This is a genomic window from Microcystis sp. M179S2 (assembly GCF_020245805.1).
Classification (GTDB): Bacteria; Cyanobacteriota; Cyanobacteriia; order Cyanobacteriales; family Microcystaceae; genus Microcystis; species Microcystis aeruginosa.
On the sequence record NZ_JADBUE010000370.1, the window covers coordinates 1 to 18,945 of the forward strand.

16 protein-coding genes are annotated in these 18,945 nt (G+C 45.9%); 6 read left to right on the forward strand and 10 right to left on the reverse strand.

Translation table 11 applies throughout. The features are described 5' to 3' along the window. Positions 1-223: 223 nt before the first annotated feature. Entirely contained in the window at positions 224-2,155 is a 1,932-nt protein-coding gene (gene thiO, locus IM500_RS23115; RefSeq protein ID WP_287739615.1) for a glycine oxidase ThiO, read from the reverse strand. Positions 2,156-2,398: 243 nt separating this feature from the next. On the opposite strand from thiO, the gene IM500_RS23120 reads away from it, so the two are divergent. Beyond that, positions 2,399-3,028, forward strand: a complete 630-nt coding sequence (locus tag IM500_RS23120) for a DUF2301 domain-containing membrane protein (RefSeq protein ID WP_190723311.1) — start codon at positions 2,399-2,401, stop codon at positions 3,026-3,028. 249 nt (positions 3,029-3,277) lie between these two features. On the opposite strand, the gene IM500_RS23125 is transcribed toward IM500_RS23120, so the two are convergent. The 5 genes from IM500_RS23125 to IM500_RS23145 all read right to left on the reverse strand — a co-directional run bounded on the left by IM500_RS23125 (position 3,278) and on the right by IM500_RS23145 (position 9,523). Further along, positions 3,278-4,276 carry a nitrate ABC transporter ATP-binding protein gene (locus tag IM500_RS23125; protein ID WP_190723313.1) on the reverse strand — a complete coding sequence of 333 codons (999 nt, stop codon included), beginning with the start codon at positions 4,274-4,276 and terminating at the stop codon, positions 3,278-3,280. Positions 4,277-4,322: 46 nt separating this feature from the next. After that, positions 4,323-6,329: an ABC transporter ATP-binding/substrate-binding protein gene (locus tag IM500_RS23130; protein ID WP_287739616.1), complete on the reverse strand. Its 2,007-nt coding sequence runs from the start codon at positions 6,327-6,329 to the stop codon at positions 4,323-4,325. 147 nt (positions 6,330-6,476) lie between these two features. Beyond that, positions 6,477-7,304 carry a nitrate ABC transporter permease gene (gene ntrB, locus IM500_RS23135; RefSeq protein ID WP_190723316.1) on the reverse strand — a complete coding sequence of 276 codons (828 nt, stop codon included), beginning with the start codon at positions 7,302-7,304 and terminating at the stop codon, positions 6,477-6,479. Between the two features lie 127 nt (positions 7,305-7,431). Beyond that, positions 7,432-8,754, reverse strand: a complete 1,323-nt coding sequence (locus IM500_RS23140) for a CmpA/NrtA family ABC transporter substrate-binding protein (protein ID WP_287739617.1) — start codon at positions 8,752-8,754, stop codon at positions 7,432-7,434. Between the two features lie 574 nt (positions 8,755-9,328). Next, the gene (locus IM500_RS23145; protein WP_190723320.1) at positions 9,329-9,523 is read right to left on the reverse strand and encodes a hypothetical protein; all 195 of its coding nucleotides are present in this window, start codon (positions 9,521-9,523) and stop codon (positions 9,329-9,331) included. 88 nt (positions 9,524-9,611) lie between these two features. Between IM500_RS23145 and IM500_RS23150 the strand changes: the two genes are divergently transcribed. Beyond that, positions 9,612-10,778 (forward strand): cysteine desulfurase family protein, encoded by a 1,167-nt coding sequence (locus IM500_RS23150; RefSeq protein ID WP_287739618.1) that lies wholly within the window; start codon positions 9,612-9,614, stop codon positions 10,776-10,778. A 1-nt stretch (position 10,779) separates the two neighbouring features. Here the strand turns inward: IM500_RS23150 and IM500_RS23155 are convergent, their stop codons facing one another. After that, complete coding sequence (locus IM500_RS23155; protein WP_002784450.1) at positions 10,780-10,977, reverse strand: hypothetical protein; 198 nt, start codon at positions 10,975-10,977, stop codon at positions 10,780-10,782. 406 nt (positions 10,978-11,383) lie between these two features. Between IM500_RS23155 and IM500_RS23160 the strand changes: the two genes are divergently transcribed. Next, positions 11,384-12,325 (forward strand): TIGR04168 family protein, encoded by a 942-nt coding sequence (locus IM500_RS23160; protein WP_190723323.1) that lies wholly within the window; start codon positions 11,384-11,386, stop codon positions 12,323-12,325. A 39-nt stretch (positions 12,326-12,364) separates the two neighbouring features. Here the strand turns inward: IM500_RS23160 and IM500_RS23165 are convergent, their stop codons facing one another. After that, positions 12,365-13,306 (reverse strand): hypothetical protein, encoded by a 942-nt coding sequence (locus IM500_RS23165; RefSeq protein ID WP_190723419.1) that lies wholly within the window; start codon positions 13,304-13,306, stop codon positions 12,365-12,367. A 160-nt stretch (positions 13,307-13,466) separates the two neighbouring features. Then, positions 13,467-14,009 (reverse strand): NUDIX hydrolase, encoded by a 543-nt coding sequence (locus IM500_RS23170; RefSeq protein WP_190723325.1) that lies wholly within the window; start codon positions 14,007-14,009, stop codon positions 13,467-13,469. A gap of 107 nt (positions 14,010-14,116) precedes the next feature. On the opposite strand from IM500_RS23170, the gene ylqF reads away from it, so the two are divergent. Together ylqF and IM500_RS23180 are read left to right on the forward strand one after the other, a co-directional pair. Continuing rightward, positions 14,117-14,956, forward strand: a complete 840-nt coding sequence (ylqF, locus tag IM500_RS23175) for a ribosome biogenesis GTPase YlqF (RefSeq protein ID WP_190723327.1) — start codon at positions 14,117-14,119, stop codon at positions 14,954-14,956. Between the two features lie 161 nt (positions 14,957-15,117). Then, positions 15,118-16,602 carry a glutamate synthase subunit beta gene (locus IM500_RS23180; RefSeq protein ID WP_190723329.1) on the forward strand — a complete coding sequence of 495 codons (1,485 nt, stop codon included), beginning with the start codon at positions 15,118-15,120 and terminating at the stop codon, positions 16,600-16,602. A 177-nt stretch (positions 16,603-16,779) separates the two neighbouring features. Here the strand turns inward: IM500_RS23180 and rpaA are convergent, their stop codons facing one another. After that, entirely contained in the window at positions 16,780-17,520 is a 741-nt protein-coding gene (gene rpaA / locus IM500_RS23185; RefSeq protein ID WP_002768502.1) for a two component system response regulator RpaA, read from the reverse strand. 510 nt (positions 17,521-18,030) lie between these two features. Between rpaA and IM500_RS23190 the strand changes: the two genes are divergently transcribed. Next, positions 18,031-18,750: a biliverdin-producing heme oxygenase gene (locus IM500_RS23190; RefSeq protein ID WP_190723331.1), complete on the forward strand. Its 720-nt coding sequence runs from the start codon at positions 18,031-18,033 to the stop codon at positions 18,748-18,750. Positions 18,751-18,945 lie beyond the last annotated feature (195 nt).

Genomic DNA, 18,945 nt, shown 5'->3' on the forward strand with positions numbered 1-18,945 from the left:
AAATGGGGCGAAAGTCTGTGGACTCTGTGTAAGACAGTACATGGTTTTTTAACTGTGGTATGCGACGGTGGTGGAAGCAGAAACTTAAATCGTGAGGTTTAGGAATCGCCGCACTTTTAGGGCGGCGAGGATGTCAAGATTCCACCTCTTTTATTCTAGTCAATTTTTCTCGCCCCGCCCACGATAGCTGAAAACAGCCCATTGCCAGCTTAAGATCACTGGGTTAGGCGATCGTTCCCGTCAGGGGGGAACTAGGACTAGCATAGGACTTAATCGGCATTCTTCCCGCTAAATAGGCTAAACGTCCCGCTTTTGCCGCCATTACCATGGCTTGCGCCATCATAGCCGGATTGGCCGCCATAGCGATCGCACTGTTAATTAATAAAGCATCGGCCCCCATTTCCATGGCCCGGGCTGCTTCTGAGGGTGTACCGATCCCGGCATCTACCACCACGGGAATTTTGGCCGATTCGATGATAATCGCGATATTTGCCTCATTTTTAAGGCCCTGTCCCGACCCGATCGGCGATCCTAGGGGCATAACCGTGGCGCAGCCAGCCTCCTCTAAACGTTTGGCCAAGAGAGGATCGGCATTAATATAGGGCAGTACGGCAAAACCTTCTTTAACTAATTGTTCCGCCGCTTGCAAAGTTCCGATCGGATCGGGTAATAAATATTTAGGATCGGGAATAACTTCGAGTTTAATAAAGTTATTGTCTTCCTGTCCCAATAATTTGGCCATTTCTCGCCCTAAACGAGCCACCCGAATCGCTTCTTCGGCCGTTTGACAACCGGCAGTGTTGGGTAACATCCAGATTTTCGACCAATCAATCGCCTCTGCTAATCCCTCATGACCGGGTGCGTTCGTTTGTACTCGTCTAACGGCAACTGTGACAATCTGACATTCACTGGCACTAATACTTTCCTGCATAGTCGTCAGATTGGCATATTTGCCAGTCCCAGTCATCAAGCGGGAGTGAAAGGTTTTCCCGGCAATGGTGAGGCGATCATTCTGGGGCGATAAAAGCGCTTGGGGTTTATTCTCAAGGATAGTTAAGGACATAGGTGGAACAGTAACGGGGGATGGTTGATTAAAGCGATCGCAGCTAAAATGGGTCAAAATGGGATTAACTTTGTCATTAATCACCAGGTCAGCGATCAAGGAAGCAGTGACAGGAGCGAGTAAAATGCCGTTACGATAGTGACCGGTGGCTAAAATCAGGTTATCACAGCTACTGCAGCCTAAAATGGGCAATTCATCCGCTGTACCCGGGCGGAATCCCCACCACATTTCCTCGATTTCCCAGTCAGCTAAAGGGGGATAGAGACGGGTAGCGCGCTCAAAAAGGGTTTGTAGTCCTTGGGGTGTATTACCCGTTTGCCAGGCCACTTTTTCGGAAGTGGCCCCGATAATTAAACGACCATTGCGACGGGGAACCAGATAGGTTTGCGGACCGAATAAAACTCTCGCTAAGGTCTGGTTAGGGGGCATTTTTACCGCGGCCATTTGACCTTTGACGGGATGGATGGGGAGGGGTAAAAGTTGACTCGTCCAGGCTCCCGTCGCTAAAATGTAAATTTTTGCTTCTAATTCCCCAATTGAGGTATAAATACTCTTGACTTTTCCCTGCTTTTGCTGTATGGCGTGGACTTCGATGCCTTGGCGAATTTCTACCCCTAAATTTTCGGCCGCTTGTTGCAGCGCAGTCACTAGCTGCCGGTTATCCACTTGTCCATCGTCGGGATACCACCAACCACCGATCACATCTTTACCTAGTCCGGGTTGGTAAAGGTGAACTGCATTGCTGTCTAACCAAATTTTATTAACTTCCTCGGTAGTAACGGGCTGATCTAGCTCGTAAACGGGAGCAAGAATACCGCAGGGATAGTAACCGCTGTTTATCCCCGTTAAATCCTCGATTTTGCGGCTCCACTCTGGATATAGCCAGCGCGATTGCAGACAAAGATCGAGAAAGGGACTCGGGGGAATCCCCTCCGCATGGGGGGCCAACATTCCCGCAGCCGCACGACTAGCGGCCTGAGCTATATCTCGAACTAGGAGGGTAACTTTTGCCCCGCGCAATTGCAAATCGACGGCGATCGCTAATCCGATGATACCACCGCCCACGATCAAAATTTCGCTAGTTGAGTTCATAAAGTCTCTGACACCAAAAATAATTACTGAAATGAAAAGGAATTAGAAGTTAGAAAAAGAAAAACGTAGTAAAATAAGATATATAGTCTTTTTATCCCAATTAATCATAATTTTTAGCTTGATTGACTACTAAAATCGCAATTAGTCAGCCGAGAGGGGGAAGAAGTGAGGCTACTGGCATAATTTAAGCTTAAGATGATTTGTAGTCGATCTTTTCTAAGCTTCCCTTTTTCTTTAGAGCTTATGACTTCCTCTACTGTCGATCGAGTTTATCAAGGTCAATTCGGAGAGTTTACGATTACGGATAGCGATCGCCTAGGTGTGCGTCTCTACCGTCTGGGGTTAAATTTAGCGGCTTTTAGTTTTGCTGTCGCTACAATTATAGTTCTCACCCGACCGCAATTATTGCCCCTAACCAACCTTTTATACATTGGTTTTTGTCTGGGGTTAGGCATCAGTTTATTGACTATCCATATATATTTAATTCCCCTTCATCGTCTCCTGCAAGTTTTTTGGCTAATTGGGGCGATTACTTCCCTAATTTTCAGCCTCTATTCTCACCTTTCTCCCCTAGAATTTGTCTATCACCACCCGGTGAGTTTATTCGGTGTGGGCTTTATTTTTGCTAGTCTCACGGGGATTTATTTCAAAGAAGCTTTTTGTTTTAATCGTCTAGAAACCAAGTTTTTAACCCCTCTAGTTCCCACCCTTTTACTCGGTCATCTTTTGGGGATATTGCCCTTAAATTGGGAGAAGGGGCTATTAATTCTCTGGGCGACTTTATTCGTTATCTTTGCTCTGGGAAAGTTAAGCCAACCTCTCCCCAACGATATCGGTGATAAATCGGTATTTGAACATCTTAATCATGGATGAACTCTCCAGAGATTAATCGGAAAATATTCGGGAAATTAAGTCAGCTGCCCGCGTATCTAAATGCCTCTCTTGTCTTTTGTGTGATCAGTTTTCAGCTTTTTGTTCTTTATCTCTTTCTGGTTTATCTTTGGTCAGTAAACAGTAAGCAGTAATCAGTGAAAAGACAGTAGGAAACTTCTCTTTAATACTGTCACTTAAAACTCAAATCTGATAACTGATAACTGATAACTGATAACTGATAACTGTTACTTATCTGGGGGCCTCTATGGTAGCGGGATTAGCGGTATTGGGAGTCTTGCTAGTGAACATTTGTATTAGACTAAAACCGACAAAAGCGAGTAAGGCTATGCCACCAATAGTAGTAACAATTTTACCCACGAGATTTTCTGTCGGGGGTTGTTCGGGGGCATCCTCGTTAGGATCCTCCGAATGGGCAAAACGATTGTAGAGGAAATCGAGGGCTTCATTGCGGAGTTCGTAGTAACGGGGATCCTCGGTAATTTGGGAACGAACCCGGGGACGAGCAAAAGGCATCTTTAACACCTCACCGATTTTAGCGCTCGGGCCGTTGGTCATCATCACCAAGCGATCGCACAAGAACAAAGCCTCATCGATATCGTGGGTAATCATCAACACAGTTAACTGGTGTTCTTGCCAGATTTTCAGCAATTCTTCCTGTAATTCCTCTTTGGTGATCGCATCTAAGGCCCCAAAGGGTTCATCGAGGATGAGGACTTGGGGACGAATGGCCAGGGCGCGGGCGATCGCTACCCGTTGTTTCATGCCTCCCGATAATTGGGGAGGTTTTTTCTGGGCTGCTTCTGTCAATCCCACTAGGGATAGATTTTCTTCCACAATCTTCACCTTCTCAGCCTGAGATTTTTGGGGATAAACGGAATTAACCCCGATATAAACGTTCTCAAAGGCAGTTTTCCAGGGCAGAAGCGAATAATTTTGGAACACCATCATCCGGTCCGGTCCTGGTTCCTTAACCTCTTTATCCTGTAGCAGCACTTGCCCACGACTAGGAGAGGAAAACCCCGCCACCATATTTAAAAGGGTCGATTTACCGCAGCCGGAGTGACCGATAATGCAGACAAATTCCCCCTCATTGACTTGCAGCTCCACACCGTCTAAAACGGTGTAAACCCCTGCTTGAGTGGGGTATTCTTTGGCAACATTACTAACTAATAAAAAAGGCTGGGTGGTGGTGCTGGAATTCACGGTCTTATCGGTAAAAGTTTGCATATTCGTCCTAGATTTATTTTAAGGTGGGCTTTGCCCACCACAACCATTAATTAGCGACAGGATCATCGAGGAGAACTTCCGAGACGCGATAATCGCGACGGATCGAAAAACGTTCCAGATAGCCAATCGGATCGTCGGGATTGAAAATAAGATGATCAAAGAGGGCAAAACTGTGGCGATCGGGTTCCAAATCGGGAAGGCCCAGAGACCTGCAAGCTTCGCCAAATAGATCGGGACGACGGACGCGTTCAATCACTTCCACCCAGTTGCGAGGGAAAGGCGCGTAACCCCAACGGGCAAGCTGAGTTAGGGTCCATAGGGCCTCACTTCGGCCCGGACAGTTAGCTTGATCGACGTAAAACTGATTAAATCGGAATAGGGGTTCGGGGGCAGTTCCTAAACCGCGATCATAACCATCGAGGAAACCGGGGCGGATAATTGCCCTATCCACACCCACATACTGGGGCTGACTGAGAATATTAACGATATGTTCTCGATTACGCTGATCATCGCAGTATTCGCAGGCTTTAATTAAAGCTTTCACCATGGCGATATGGGTTTCGGGATGTTTCGCTGCCCAAGTTTCCTTGACTCCGAGGACTTTTTCCTGGTGTCCGGGCCAAATATCAAGATCGGTGGCGATAACGTAGCCTAATTTTTCCTGAACGGCGTAGGAGTTCCAGGGTTCCCCCACACAATAACCGTCGATCTTACCCGCTTTTAGTAGGGAAACCATTTGAGGCGGCGGAATTACGGCTAAATTCACATCACTATCGGGATCGATGCCGCCACTAGCTAACCAGTAGCGTAACAGTAGATTGTGCATGGAAGCAGGGTGAACCATGCCGAAAGTGGCGATTTTATCGGGACTTTGCTGGAGGGCATCCTTTAAGTCCTCGAGTTTTTCTACCCCCAATTCCCTGTATTTATTGCTGAGGGTGATGGCGTTACCGTTGCGACTGAGTACCAAAGCGCTAATCACGGGGACAGAGGGCTTATTGCCGGCCCCAATGGTCATGCTCAGGGGCATTCCCGCCACCATCTGGGCTGCATCGAGACGACCGGTGGCCACTCCTTGGGCGAGCGCTTTCCAGTTGGGTTCCCGTTGCAGGATAACATCCTCTAATCCTTCCTCGGCGAAGAAACCTTTCTCTTTGGCGATAATAATCGGGGCGCAATCGGTGAGGGGGATAAAACCGATGGTGGGATTGGTTTTCAGTCGGGTAGCTTGGCCGATCACCGTCACCGCTCCCGTGGGTTGACCGACTTTCTTCGCTCGCTTCTGTTGGTTGAGGAAATAAACGATCTCGTTACGCAGGGAGTAGTAACTGGGGTGATTAACCACTTCCAAACGATGCCGGGGTCGGGGAATGGGAACATCGAGAATCTGACCGATATGGGCCTCCGGTCCGGTGGTTAACATCACCACTCGATCGGATAATAATAGCGCCTCATCCACATCGTGCGTGACCATGATACAGGTAACGTGGCTTTCCTCGACGATTTCCATCAAACGTTCCTGTAAATTGCCTCTGGTTAACGCATCCAGCGCCCCAAAGGGTTCATCGAGTAGCAGAACTTTTGGCCGTAGGGCTAAGGCGCGGGCGATCGCTACCCGTTGTTTCATGCCTCCCGATAATTCTCCCGGTCGTTTGTTGGCGGCATGGCGCAGGTGTACCATATCGATACTATGTTCGATGACACTTTTGCGTTCAGCGGCCGGCAGATGACGCAGGACACGGTTAACTCCTAGGGCGATATTTTCCCGGACGGTTAACCAAGGCAGCAGAGAATAATTCTGGAACACCACCATGCGATCGGGACCGGGGTCTTTAATTTCTCTTCCCTCTAAAATCACCCCCCCCACCGTGGGGCGATCGAGTCCGGCGACCATATTTAAGAGGGTGGATTTCCCGCAACCGGAGTGACCGATTAAAGAGATAAATTCCCCTTTAGTAACGCTGAGATCGATATTTTTTAGGGCGATATATTGACGGCCATCGGGCAGAGGGAAAACCTTATCAATGTGATCGACTTCAATAAATGCAGACATTTTCAGTTATCAGTTATCAGTTATCAGTTATCAGTTATCAGTTATCAGTTATCAGTTATCAGATGTGAGTTTTTAGTTTACTGTTTACTGTTTACTTAAAAAGCTCCCCACACCCTGCCCCCACCGAAAAATTTTTTGCCGCAAACCCTATTTATTTTCTTCGGGTACAACTAATTTAGCGATGTAGGCCATGAGGCGATCGAGTAGGAAACCAACAATACCCACATAAATCAGGGCGAGGATAATTTCACTGATCATGGAACTATTCCAAGCATCCCAGATAAAGAAGCCAATTCCCACGCCACCGATCAGCATTTCCGCCGCTACAATCGCCAACCAAGATAAACCGATACCGATTCTTAATCCCGTGAAAACGTAGGGAACGGTGGCGGGAAAAAGAATATTGAAAAAGTATTCAACTTTGGATAATTTCAGCACTCTAGAGACGTTTTTATAGTCTTGGGGAACCTGCTGTACTCCCACGGCCGTGTTAATAATAATTGGCCAAATTGCTGTAATAAAAATTACAAATATGGCACTAGGTTCGTTATTACGAAAAGCCGCTAGGGAGATGGGTAGCCAAGCTAGGGGGGGAACGGTACGCAGGATTTGAAAAATCGGATCGATCGCATCATAAACTAGGGCGCTACTACCGATTAAAATTCCTACGGCGATGCCGACAATAGCGGCAAGGGTAAAACCGACGGCCACCCGTTGTAAACTAGCGAAAATTTGCCAGAATAACCCCACATCCGTGCCACCATTATTGAAAAAGGGATTAATAATTAATTCCCAGGTATCGCTAACCACTTTGGTGGGACTAGGAAGGGGGGCATCGGGACTAAAACAGAGAATTTGCCAGAGGAGAAGGAAAATTAATAAAGCAATCGCCGAAGTTGCTAGTTTGGGTAATTTTTTTTGCAGGTCTTTTACCCATTTTTGACCTTGAGAACGACGAGAAATAGAAACAGCCATAATCAGTTATCAGTTATCAGTTATCAGTGGTTGAGTTATCAGTGGTTAAGTGGTTCAGTTATCAGTGGTTCAGTTATCAGCTATCAGAGAATCATCTTTAACTGCTCACTGCTCACTGCTCACTGATTTAAACCTTTTTAATCTTGAGAGATTTCAGGTAAGCTTGGGGATTTTCGGGGTCAAATTTCACACCATCAAAGAAAGTTTCCACACCGCGAGAGGTAGAGGTGGGAATTTGATCAGCCGGAACATTGAGGGCTTTGGCGGCTTCTCTCCAGATATCTTCCCGGTTAACTTTATCAACTAAAGCTTTAATGTCCGTATCGGCGGGAATATAGCCCCAACGGATGTCTTCAGTCACAAACCAAGTATCATGACTCTTGTAGGGGTAGGAAGCGTTATCAGCCCAGAATTTCATGGCTACGGGGCTATTTTCGATTTTGCGACCATCACCGAAATCGATATTACCCTGCATTCTTCCCAAGATATCGGCGGGGTCAATTTTCAGCCATTCCCGTCCTGAAATAATCTCGCACATTTCCTTAACATTAGCGGGATCGTTGCACCATTGTTGCGCTTCCAGAACAGCCATGGTTAAAGCTTTTGCCGCTTTGGGATTTTTATCCACCCAATCGGCGCGTAAAGCGAAAGCTTTTTCAGGGTGATCCTTCCAGAATTCTCCAGTGATCAGGGCAGTGTACCCGAGGCCTTTGGAGACGATTTGGGCGTTCCACGGTTCGCCGACACAGAACGCGTCCATGGTGCCGACTTTCATATTGGCCACCATCTGCGGCGGGGGAACGACGATGAGGGAGATGTCATTATTGGGATCGATGCCGCCCGCAGATAGCCAGTAACGCATGAACAGGTCGTGGTTGCCCCCCGGAAAGGTGACGGCAGCTTTCATTTCTTTGCCGGCAGATTTCGCTTTGGTGAGGGTTTCTTTGAGTTTAGAACTGTCGAGGTCGAGTTTTAAATCTGCGTGGGATTTGGAGATCGATATCGCCTGACCGTTGGTATTCAAACGCGCCAGAATATACATCGGTACGGGCTGTTTGGTAATTTTGCCCAAGGTCATTAGGTAGGGCATGGGGCTGAGGATGTGGGACCCGTCGATACCGTTTCCCGCAGAACCTAATTCGAGGTTATCCCGGGTTGCAGCCCAAGAGGCTTGTTTCATCACCTGTACATCGGGCATCCCGTGTTTAGTGAATAAACCTTTTTCTTTAGCAATAATTAAAGGTGCAGAGTCAGTCAGGGCAATAAAACCTAGTTTAGCGGTGGTGACTTCGGGAGTTTCTCCACCGGCAACGGGGGAAGCGGCAGGACTGCCAGCCGGGGAGGGACTGGTCGCGGTATTATTGGGAGTGGCGCAACCGTGGAGAATTGCTGTTCCTACGGCAGTTGCCCCGGCAGTGAAGATAAATCTACGTCTAGAAAGTTTACTCATGGACTAAAAAATCGTGATTAGAAACTAAACAAAGGTGATGAAACGGTGAAAAATTCTCATTACTTCCCCTAACTGACTGCGGTGATAACCGAGAAAATTTCTTGAAAGTAACTGTTGATTCAGTAAGGAGGCTTTAACTATTTTTATCTCTCGATCGCTTTTGCTTCTCCATCTAGGGAGATTTAGCAATAGTTTTTGTCTAAGAGATTTTTTCCGGAAGCATAACAGTTTTGAGGAGTCGATAGATAGGGGCGGTTTTTAGTCATCTGGGCTAGAAAGATCACTTTATTTCAGGGTTATCACCGAAGCAATTAACTTAAATTTACAGTCTTCAACGGGAAAGATAGTATAGATTGTTACAAAATATTGTCAGCCATGTAATAAAAGCATAAAAATTTGTCTGAAACGCATGGTGGGGCGATGGGGGTTTTTTAGCTATCTTGACTCAGTTATCAGATTTGAGTTTGCCGTTCACTGATTACCGGTTAATGTTTACCGATTACTGAAAAATCGCCGCAAGTATTAGCGACGCGACCAGCTTGAGACAATCTCTGTTATGCTTTGGAATACCAAATTAAATTGTATTCAGTGCAGATAGAGCATCAAGGATGAAGGGAAATCTCGTCAGAGAAGCAACCCTTTGGGGTGTTAACTTCTTAAACAATTCATCTAAGGTAGTGTTGAGCGCACCGTGATGATTAGGATTACTGCTATGGTTATACTGGTTGTTTTTGTAGATTTCCAGCGCACCAGAAAACGGGTTTCTCATCAACTCAGAAACCCGCTTTCTCATCCTTAAGCCGCTAAACTGAAAATAGCTGCTTGTCTTTGCTTCTTATCGGCCAGATTGTAAAATAATGCAAATTTATCTTGACTATAGCGCCACTACCCCCACTCATCCCCAAGTAATCGAGCGGGTTGCCACTATTCTCCAGCATCATGGGGGCAACCCCTCCAGTTTACACACTTGGGGACAGGATACGGCGACAGTCATCGAAATGGCCAGAGAACAGGTGGCAGGGTTAATTAATGCCAATCCGGACCAGATTATCTTCACTTCTGGCGGCACAGAAGCCGATAATTTAGCGATTATCGGGGTCGCTCAACAGTATAACCGCCCCCGTCATATTATTATTTCTAGTGTGGAACATTCTGCGATCGCTGAACCCTGTAAACAATTAGAGCAGCAAGGTTGGCAAATTACTCGTCTTCCCGTCAATCGTCAAGGTAGAGTTAATCCTTTAGACTTAAAAGCCGCAATTCAAAGCGATACGGTCTTAATTTCCATTATTTACGGACAAAGCGAGGTGGGAACCCTACAACCGATTGAAGAATTGGGCAGCATTGCCAGAGAAAGGGGAGTTCTTTTTCACACCGATGCGGTGCAGGTGGCGGCAAGATGCGATATTGATGTGCGAAAACTGCCCGTAGATTTATTATCTCTTTCCAGCCATAAAATTTATGGAATGCAAGGATCGGGAGCTTTATACGTCAGAGCCGGTGTCGATATTCTACCATTACTGCGGGGCGGTGGTCAGGAAAAAGGTCTGCGATCGGGAACCCCAGCCGTACCAGCGATCGCTGCTTTCGGTTTAGCGGCCGAATTAGCCCAAAAAGATTTAATTAGCGAAAAAATGCGTTTAATAGCCCTGCGAGATCGATTATTTGACCTCTTAGCCGATTATCCTTATCTGCTGCCCACAGGAGACCGATTCTATCGTTTACCCCACCACGTCAGCTTTATTGTCCGTCCGGACGATGACAGTCAAATCACGGGAAAACAGCTAGTTCGTCAGCTTAATTTAGCAGGAATCGGTATTAGTTCTGGGTCCGCCTGTCATAGTGGCAAACTTTCCCCCAGTCCAATTTTAAAAGCTATGGGCTACAGCGATCGAGAAGCATTAGCGGGAATTCGTTTAACCCTGGGAAGGGACACCAGCGCGGCCGATATCGATTGGACGGCTCTAGTATTAAAACAAGTGATCGATCGCTGTTTATCTGCTTTAATTGTGAGCAAGAGTTAGTTTATCCCTCAAATTGCCCTTCGATCAAGATAATTTCGCCAAAATCGGGAATCCATGCCACCCAACGGCCCTGATCCTGTTCACAGAGTAGTAGTGCTTCATCAAAGCTGTATGGAGAGGGGAGCATTCTGAGTTGTACCCATGTGTTTGCTTGGGGGCGAGTAACAACGGCAGTAGTGCGGTATTGTAGTAAAGACATACACAGATCACCCTGATAATTCTGTATCTAAATTTACAAACAAACCGATGACTGTGGGTAACTTTGTTTTAAATCTTTACCTTTTCATTGGTAGTTTGAGAAAAAATCTCTCTTTCTTGCCCACGGTTTTCGACTACCAATCCTAGTTAGGGTTTGCTGAATAAATGTGAAATATAGACGAGGTAAGGGTTTTAGGGTTCTGTTTCGCCCCCACAGATGCAAGATTTTGAGAGAATCGTGGTTCAAAACCTTGCGTCTTCATCGGCCCGCGTCCTGTAGGGGCGAAGCATTCGGGCAATAACCTATCGCTGAAACCGGAGATTTTCTATCCGAATGCTTCGCCCGTACTTTTTGCCGCAAACCCTAGTTATGATCTTTAATGGTAAATGATAGTTGATAACTGGTAATGGTAAGTTCTTTCCCTCGCACCTATAAAATCGCCGTCATCGGTGACGTTCACGACCAATGGGAAATAGAAGATAATTTAGCTCTAGAAGCTTTACAAGTGGATTTAGCCCTATTTGTGGGCGATTTTGGCAATGAATCCCTAGAAATTGTCGGTCGGATTGCCAGTTTGTCCTTACCAAAAGCCGTTATTCTCGGTAATCATGACGCTTGGTATAGTGCCACCCCCTGGGGACGAAAACAATGTCCCTACGATCGCAATCAAGAAGATCGTGTCACCGCCCAGTTAGAATTATTAGGGGTTGCCCATGTGGGTTACTCAAAACTAGACCTACCCAGTTTAGAGCTTTCGATTGTTGGGGGTCGTCCTTTTACTTGGGGGGGATCCGAGTGGAAAAATGGGGAATTTTTTCAAGAACGCTATAATATCAGCAGTTTTGCCGAATCTACCGCCAAAATTATCGCTAATATTCAAGATACTGCCTATAATAACCTGATTTTTTTAGGTCACAATGGTCCGGCCGGACTAGGAAAGGAAGCGGAAGCTATCTGTGGTCGCGATTGGCAACCTTTGGGAGGGGACCACGGGGATCCCGATTTAGCGGCGGCCATCGAACAAGCACAGCTATTAGGAAAACAGGTTTCTCTCGTCAGTTTCGGTCATATGCACCACCGTCTCCGTCATACTACTTCCCGTTTACGCAATCCCGTGGTCACTTCCGAGATGGGAACTGTTTATCTGAATGCTGCCAGTGTCCCTCGCATTCTCCACTCCGATACGGGTAAATCTCGCAATTTTTCCCTAGTCACTCTTGAAGAAGGTCTAGTCACAGAAGCATCTTTAATCTGGTTGAATGATAATTTCGAGATTATCAGCAATAGAAAACTTTATCACTCCGGGTCAACAATCGATCGCCTATCTGCCCAATCTTGTTATTCTTAATTTACATCTCCCCACACCCCACACCCCACACCCCACTTCCTATAGATAGTTAATTTTTTGAGCGAGTAGAGGTAAAGCAAGAGCGATAGTAACACTAACTATCATACCGATAAAAGCTTTCAAGGCATCCCCTAAAACCAGTTTACCCGTGGCTGCTAAATTAGGTTTTTCTCTGGTTAAAGTCAGAGAAATTTCTCGACCTCCTAATAAACCTAAAAATACCCAAGTGGTACTCATGGGAATATGATTATAGCCAACGAAAAACAGTAAAATTAGACCATAAATTAAGTTAATAATTGTTGCAGAACGCAGATCATGGGCGTTAGTTTTGCTAGTGACAATTTTCTCGATTTGACCACCGTGATTAATAAAAATGATGGTTTGCAGGAGTAGCATAACTGTTAGAGATAAAACTAACCATGTTGCTGCCAACTTTCTGGGAAGATAGGCGAAAATATTAGCAAAATCTTGCATTAACCATTGACTCCAGAGAAACCCGGTGGATAACCACTGTAAAACTACCCAGATTTTTTGAGGTTCTTGATTAACTGTTTCTAGGAAAAAGTTTTCTAATTGATAAATAATTCGATAGATTACTAACCCCACTATAACAGCAAGAGCATAACCCCAAGCGGATTTAACTAGCATTTCATCTAGAGATTGGGGAGCAAAAACTGTTAAAACCAAAAAGGTTGTACTCACGGGTATTCCCCAAGTGGTGAGAATTAAAATTGCTAAGGGAGGAACGATATAAATCCAAGTAAAAGTTTCTGGGAAGGGAATCATTTCTAGTCGATTATAAGCCACATCTCCCTGATTAATATACCAACCAGCGATAAAAATCGAGGCTAAGATTATACTGGTGTACAGCCATAAAATCCACCAGGGACGTTCTTCATTGGCACTTAAAAAAGTCCCTAAAGTTTGTAGGGAATCGTTGGCAACAATCGCATAAGCTGATAGGATAAAGCCAGCAATCATCAAAAAATTACTCATAGACAAGTGAAAAAAATAAAACTTAAAGTAATACAAATCCCGTTCAAACAGTAGAGAAAAGCGCAGAGGTAGGAGAGCGGGAAGTGGGGAAGTGGGAATAAACGAAAACTTTCTACCTCCCCATTAATATAACTGCTATAACTCCTTAATTTTGCTTTAAAAAATCCCTCGCTAGATAGAAAGCAGCTAAACTACCAGAGACGGTAATTTCCTGTGGATTAATTTCCTTTAAAGGTCGAAGAATAACTTCAATTTCCTCGGTAATATCTAACTTTTGTTGACCTGTGGGAGTAGCATTAAGAGCCAAAAAAATATGAATTCTGTTAGTATCTTTAACAGGATTATCGTACAAAACAGCCAGAGCTATTAGAGAATCACTTTGATAACCGGTTTCCTCCTCGAATTCCCGACGCGCTGCCGCAGTAATATCATCTTCACCCGCATCTACTGCTCCGGCGGGAAATTCCAATAAAATTTCCTTAACTCCGTGACGATATTGACGGACAAAAACCAATTGATTATCCCCAGTAACTGGAACAACTAAAACAATTTCAGGACGAATATTAACGAAATAATCATCGATAACTTGTCCAGAGGATAACTTCACCGCGTCTTGACGGACTTGACACCAACGATTCTGAAAAACTAGCTCGGATTTAATAATTTGCCATTTTTTTAAATTAGTCATCGACAATCCTGTTATAATTGCAGTGAAATTACTAAACTTTTTCTCAGATAATTATAGCTATCTAGGGACTATTCCTGATAAGATTTAATTTTATACTCCCATCTCCCATGTCGTTAATTCAATGGTATCCCGGTCATATTGCCAAAGCGGAAAGAAAACTCAAGGAACATCTTAAACTCGTGGATGTGGTCTTAGAAGTGCGTGATGCTCGCATTCCCTTAGCTTCCCATCATCCGCAGGTGGACGATTGGATTGGCAATAAACCGCGCTTGTTAATCTTAAATCGTCTCGATATGATTCCCGAATCTGCCCATCAACAATGGGTAACATGGTTTAAAAGTCAAGGAAAAACCGTCTATTTTACTAACGCTAAACAGGGAGAAAGAGTTAAAGCAATTATCAAAGCGGCGGAAAAAATTGGCGATGAAATTAACCAAAAACGTCAACTAAGAGGAATGTTACCGCGTCCAGTGCGCGCCGTGGTGATCGGGTTTCCCAATGTGGGCAAATCTGCCCTGATTAACCGTTTATTAGGGCGAAAAGTCGTCGCCAGCGCCCGCAGGGCCGGAGTAACGCGACAATTACAATGGGTACGAATTTCCGACACCTTAGAACTATTAGACGCGCCGGGGGTGATCCCTTCCCGTTTAGATAATCAAAGGGATGCGGTGAAATTAGCTATCTGTGAGGATATTGGGGATGCTGGTTATGATAACCAAAGGATAGCGGCGGCTTTTGTCGATTTATTAGTAGAATTACACTATGAAGGTCTTTTACAATCTCGTTATGGGTTGAATACCCTAGACATAACCGGGGAAGATTTTATCGAAAAATTGGCCAATCTCAAATATCAAGAGGATAAAGAAAGGGCAGCCATGCAGTTACTCAATGATTTTCGTAAGGGAATCATCGGGGCTATCCCCTTAGAATTGCCCCCTTCCTCTTGAAATCGCCTGTTTTTAACTCAATAGTTAATTCCCGAATTTGTCAAAATTACCGCCTGTTAGTCCACTGAGCTGCCGATAAGATTAAAGAAATCGGTAAAGTTGCGGGGATCGATCGAACTGTGAAGGAAGATAGGGAATAAACGACAGAGATAACAAAGACTATGGGCAAACCGACTGGCTTTATCGAATTCCTGCGTGAACTTCCTTCCGAACTTACCCCCCTCGATCGCCTTCATAATTGGGATGAGTTTCATCTTCCCATGCCAGAAGATAAACTCCGCAATCAGGCCGCCCGTTGTATGGATTGTGGTACACCATTTTGTCACACGGGAACGCTAATTAGTGGCATGGCCAGTGGTTGCCCGATTAATAACCTGATTCCCGAATGGAATGATTTAATCTATCGAGGATTGTGGCGAGAAGCCCTCGATCGCCTCCATAAAACCAATAATTTCCCCGAATTTACCGGTAGAGTCTGCCCCGCTCCCTGTGAGGGTTCCTGTGTTCTCGGTATTCATAATCCCCCCGTTACGATCAAAAATATTGAATGTTCGATTATTGACAAAGGTTGGGAATCCGGTTGGATTACTGCCAATCCCCCCGCAATCCGTACCGGCAAAAAAGTGGCCGTGATCGGTTCCGGACCTGCGGGATTAGCAGCCGCCGACCAGTTAAATAAAGCTGGTCACTGGGTGACAGTTTATGAACGGGCCGACCGTCCCGGGGGTCTATTAATGTACGGTATCCCCAACATGAAGTTAGATAAGGAAGAAGTCGTTCTGCGTCGTCTCCAGATGCTCGAACAGGAAGGGGTAAAAATGGTCTGTAACACGGAAGTGGGCAAGGATATCAGCGCCCAAGACCTATTAAACGAATACGATGCCGTGGTTATCTGTACCGGGGCCACCAAACCCCGGGATTTAAACATCGAAGGTCGCCAATTAAAGGGCATTCACTTCGCCATGGAGTTTCTCACCGCTAATACAAAGGCACTATTAGACGGACAGCCCGGGGAGGATTTTATCTCGGCCGCGGGTAAAGACGTGGTAATTATCGGCGGTGGCGACACGGGAACCGACTGTGTGGGGACTTCTCTGCGTCATAACTGCCGTAGCGTCACCCAATTAGAGATCATGCCGCAACCGCCCCGAGAACGGGCCGCCGATAATCCCTGGCCCGAATGGCCGAAAATCTACCGTCTGGACTATGGACAAGAGGAAGCGGCCGCGCGTTTTGGCGATGACCCCCGGGTTTATACCACCACAGCGACTAAATTCGAGGGGGATAGCGAGGGCAACGTCACAGGGATTCACACGGTACAGGTGGAATGGCAACGCAACGAAAAAGGGCAGTTTATCCCCCAACCGGTAGCAGGAACCGAAAAATTCATCCCGACACAATTAGTTCTATTAGCCATGGGATTTTTGGGACCAGAACAGCCTTTACTCGATGATTTAGGCTTAGAAAAGGATGCCCGCAGCAATATCAAGGCCGAACACGGTCAATTTGCCACTAGCTTACCGAAAGTGTTCGCCGCAGGGGATTGTCGTCGTGGTCAAAGTTTGGTGGTTTGGGCGATTAATGAAGGTCGCGGGGCCGCCAGGGAATGCGATCGCTTTTTGATGGGGGCGACGGATTTACCTTAAACCAGTAGTTACTCCCGCCATTGTCCTGACTTGCTGGGGGTGTTTTCCCCTCGTTATAGTCAGGGAGAAAAAGAGGCCTCAGCCATAGCCATCAAAACCCAACCGCCGGTCGAACCCTCTCAATCTGAACAGGAGGAGCGAGGAAACAATTGTCCCTATTGCCTATCCGCTCCCTGTTTAAACTGTTGCCACCGATGAATCAAGCACCACCTGTTCATTGGTGGGTAACTCCAGACAATAACCCGCACCGTAAACGGTTTTAATATAGCGAGGGTGGCGGGGATCGGGTTCTAGTTTCGTTCTCAAATGGCGAATATGAACGCGAATAGTCTCGATATCATCATCGGGATCGTATCCCCAGACCTCCTTGAGAATATCACTAGGGGAAACGGTTTGACCGTGACGTTGGAGAAGACAGTGGAGTAACTCGAATTCTAGATGGGTTAACTTGACCACACTTTCAAACCAGACCGCCTCAAAACGTTCGGGAACCAGGGTTAAAGGTCCAAAACTGAGTATTTCTGAGTGTTTAGCGGCTTGGGGAATGCGATCGGTGCGTCTGAGGAGAGCGCGTACCCTAGCTAACATTTCCTCCACCTCGAAAGGTTTGGTCAGGTAATCATCGGCACCCGCGTTAAAACCTTCCACTTTATCTTGGGTTTGTCCCAAGGCTGTGAGCATCAAAATCGGGATGTCGGACGTGCGTTCATCTCGTCGCAAACGCTGACAGACAGTAAAACCATCGACTTTGGGCAGCATTAAATCCAGCATGATTAAATCGGGTTGTAACTGGACGGCCAAGGCCTGGCCTTTAATCCCGTCCTCTGCGGGATTAACGTCATAACCCGCCATCTCCAGGTTGATGGAGACTAATTCCGCGATTGCAGGATCATCATCGATTACAAGTATTCGGGGCATTACCAGAGTGTTATGACTAAGGGTTTGGGTAGGGGGTTGCTCAATGTGTTCTCGCTGACATCGCAACTAGGGCTTTGTCTCTCAAGGGCTTGAGTTTAGCACAACATAAAGAATCCTGTACTGATTATAAGCATGATTGCTAAATTCGGTTTTAATTTGTGAAATTTTGCTGATATAAGTCTCCTGAATGTTAAGAATTTCTAAGAAGTGTGAAGAATGTCGAGCAAGAATTGATATTGGCGCTAGACTACACCCTCTCTCTCACCAAGATCAACTAGGGAGCAGTTTTTCACTAATCTTTACAATTTCGCCATCTCGATCGATACCGGTTTCAACCGGCGGTCAAGTCCTGCTAGAGCTAAATTTCTCCCCTAAGCTCCCCCAGAGGCACTGTAAAAATTCTTAATAAAATTACCGATCGATTCAGTTTAATCTACCAAAATAGACGGTTTTAGTAAGCATCTGTAACGAACCCGATCCATTCCACTCATCCCAACAGGTGATCATAATATGAGCGTTAATTTATCAACTCAACTGCGAGAAGGCACGAAAAAATCCCACACCATGGCAGAAAACGTCGGTTTTGTCAAGTGTTTTCTCAAAGGTGTGGTAGAAAAAACTTCCTATCGCAAACTGGTGGCTAACCTCTACTTCGTCTATTCGGCCATGGAGGAGGAGATGGAAAAACTTCCTAGTCATCCCGTCGTTTCTAAAATCTGTTTTCCTGAACTCAATCGCAAAAATGCGCTGGAACAGGATTTATATTTTTATTATGGTCCCAATTGGCGCAACGAGATCGCTTTATCTCCGGCAGGTCAGGCCTACGTTGACCGGATTCGGGAAATCGCCACAAAAGAACCCGAATTATTAGTCGCTCATTCCTATACCCGTTATCTCGGCGATCTGTCCGGGGGGCAAATATTGAAAAAAATCGCCGAAAAAGCGATGAATCTGGAAACTGGTGGCACAGCTTTCTATGATTTCAAAGATATTCCCGACGAAAAAGCCTACAAAAACCACTATCGTCAAACCCTCGACGAGTTACCGGTGGATCAAGCCATGGCCGATCGCATTGTCGCCGAAGCTAACGCCGCTTTTGGCATGAACATGAAAATGTTCCAAGAGTTGGAAGGTAATCTGATCAAAGCGATCGGAATTATGCTCTTTAATACTCTCACCCGTCGTCGCAGCACCGGCAGCACCGAAGCTGGATTGGCTACCGCCGAATAGTAGTCAAGAAAACCTAAAAAAAACGGATAATTCTGGAATTGGGGTAATGGTTAGCCTTGACATCCTCGCCGCCCTAAAAGTGCGGCGATTCCTAAACCTCACGATTTAAGTTTCTGCTTCCACCACCGTCGCATACCACAGTTAAAAAACCATGTACTGTCTTACACAGAGTCCACAGACTTTCGCCCCATTTCA

What these genes read in the sequence shown, in the direction of transcription:
- thiO (WP_287739615.1), bottom strand. Translation starts at nt 2,155, where the DNA reads ATGAACTCAACTAGCGAAATTTTGATCGTGGGCGGTGGTATCATCGGA.
- IM500_RS23120 (WP_190723311.1), top strand. Translation starts at nt 2,399, where the DNA reads ATGACTTCCTCTACTGTCGATCGAGTTTATCAAGGTCAATTCGGAGAG.
- IM500_RS23125 (WP_190723313.1), bottom strand. Translation starts at nt 4,276, where the DNA reads ATGCAAACTTTTACCGATAAGACCGTGAATTCCAGCACCACCACCCAG.
- IM500_RS23130 (WP_287739616.1), bottom strand. Translation starts at nt 6,329, where the DNA reads ATGTCTGCATTTATTGAAGTCGATCACATTGATAAGGTTTTCCCTCTG.
- ntrB (WP_190723316.1), bottom strand. Translation starts at nt 7,304, where the DNA reads ATGGCTGTTTCTATTTCTCGTCGTTCTCAAGGTCAAAAATGGGTAAAA.
- IM500_RS23140 (WP_287739617.1), bottom strand. Translation starts at nt 8,754, where the DNA reads ATGAGTAAACTTTCTAGACGTAGATTTATCTTCACTGCCGGGGCAACT.
- IM500_RS23145 (WP_190723320.1), bottom strand. Translation starts at nt 9,523, where the DNA reads ATGAGAAACCCGTTTTCTGGTGCGCTGGAAATCTACAAAAACAACCAG.
- IM500_RS23150 (WP_287739618.1), top strand. Translation starts at nt 9,612, where the DNA reads ATGCAAATTTATCTTGACTATAGCGCCACTACCCCCACTCATCCCCAA.
- IM500_RS23155 (WP_002784450.1), bottom strand. Translation starts at nt 10,977, where the DNA reads ATGTCTTTACTACAATACCGCACTACTGCCGTTGTTACTCGCCCCCAA.
- IM500_RS23160 (WP_190723323.1), top strand. Translation starts at nt 11,384, where the DNA reads ATGGTAAGTTCTTTCCCTCGCACCTATAAAATCGCCGTCATCGGTGAC.
- IM500_RS23165 (WP_190723419.1), bottom strand. Translation starts at nt 13,306, where the DNA reads ATGATTGCTGGCTTTATCCTATCAGCTTATGCGATTGTTGCCAACGAT.
- IM500_RS23170 (WP_190723325.1), bottom strand. Translation starts at nt 14,009, where the DNA reads ATGACTAATTTAAAAAAATGGCAAATTATTAAATCCGAGCTAGTTTTT.
- ylqF (WP_190723327.1), top strand. Translation starts at nt 14,117, where the DNA reads ATGTCGTTAATTCAATGGTATCCCGGTCATATTGCCAAAGCGGAAAGA.
- IM500_RS23180 (WP_190723329.1), top strand. Translation starts at nt 15,118, where the DNA reads ATGGGCAAACCGACTGGCTTTATCGAATTCCTGCGTGAACTTCCTTCC.
- rpaA (WP_002768502.1), bottom strand. Translation starts at nt 17,520, where the DNA reads ATGCCCCGAATACTTGTAATCGATGATGATCCTGCAATCGCGGAATTA.
- IM500_RS23190 (WP_190723331.1), top strand. Translation starts at nt 18,031, where the DNA reads ATGAGCGTTAATTTATCAACTCAACTGCGAGAAGGCACGAAAAAATCC.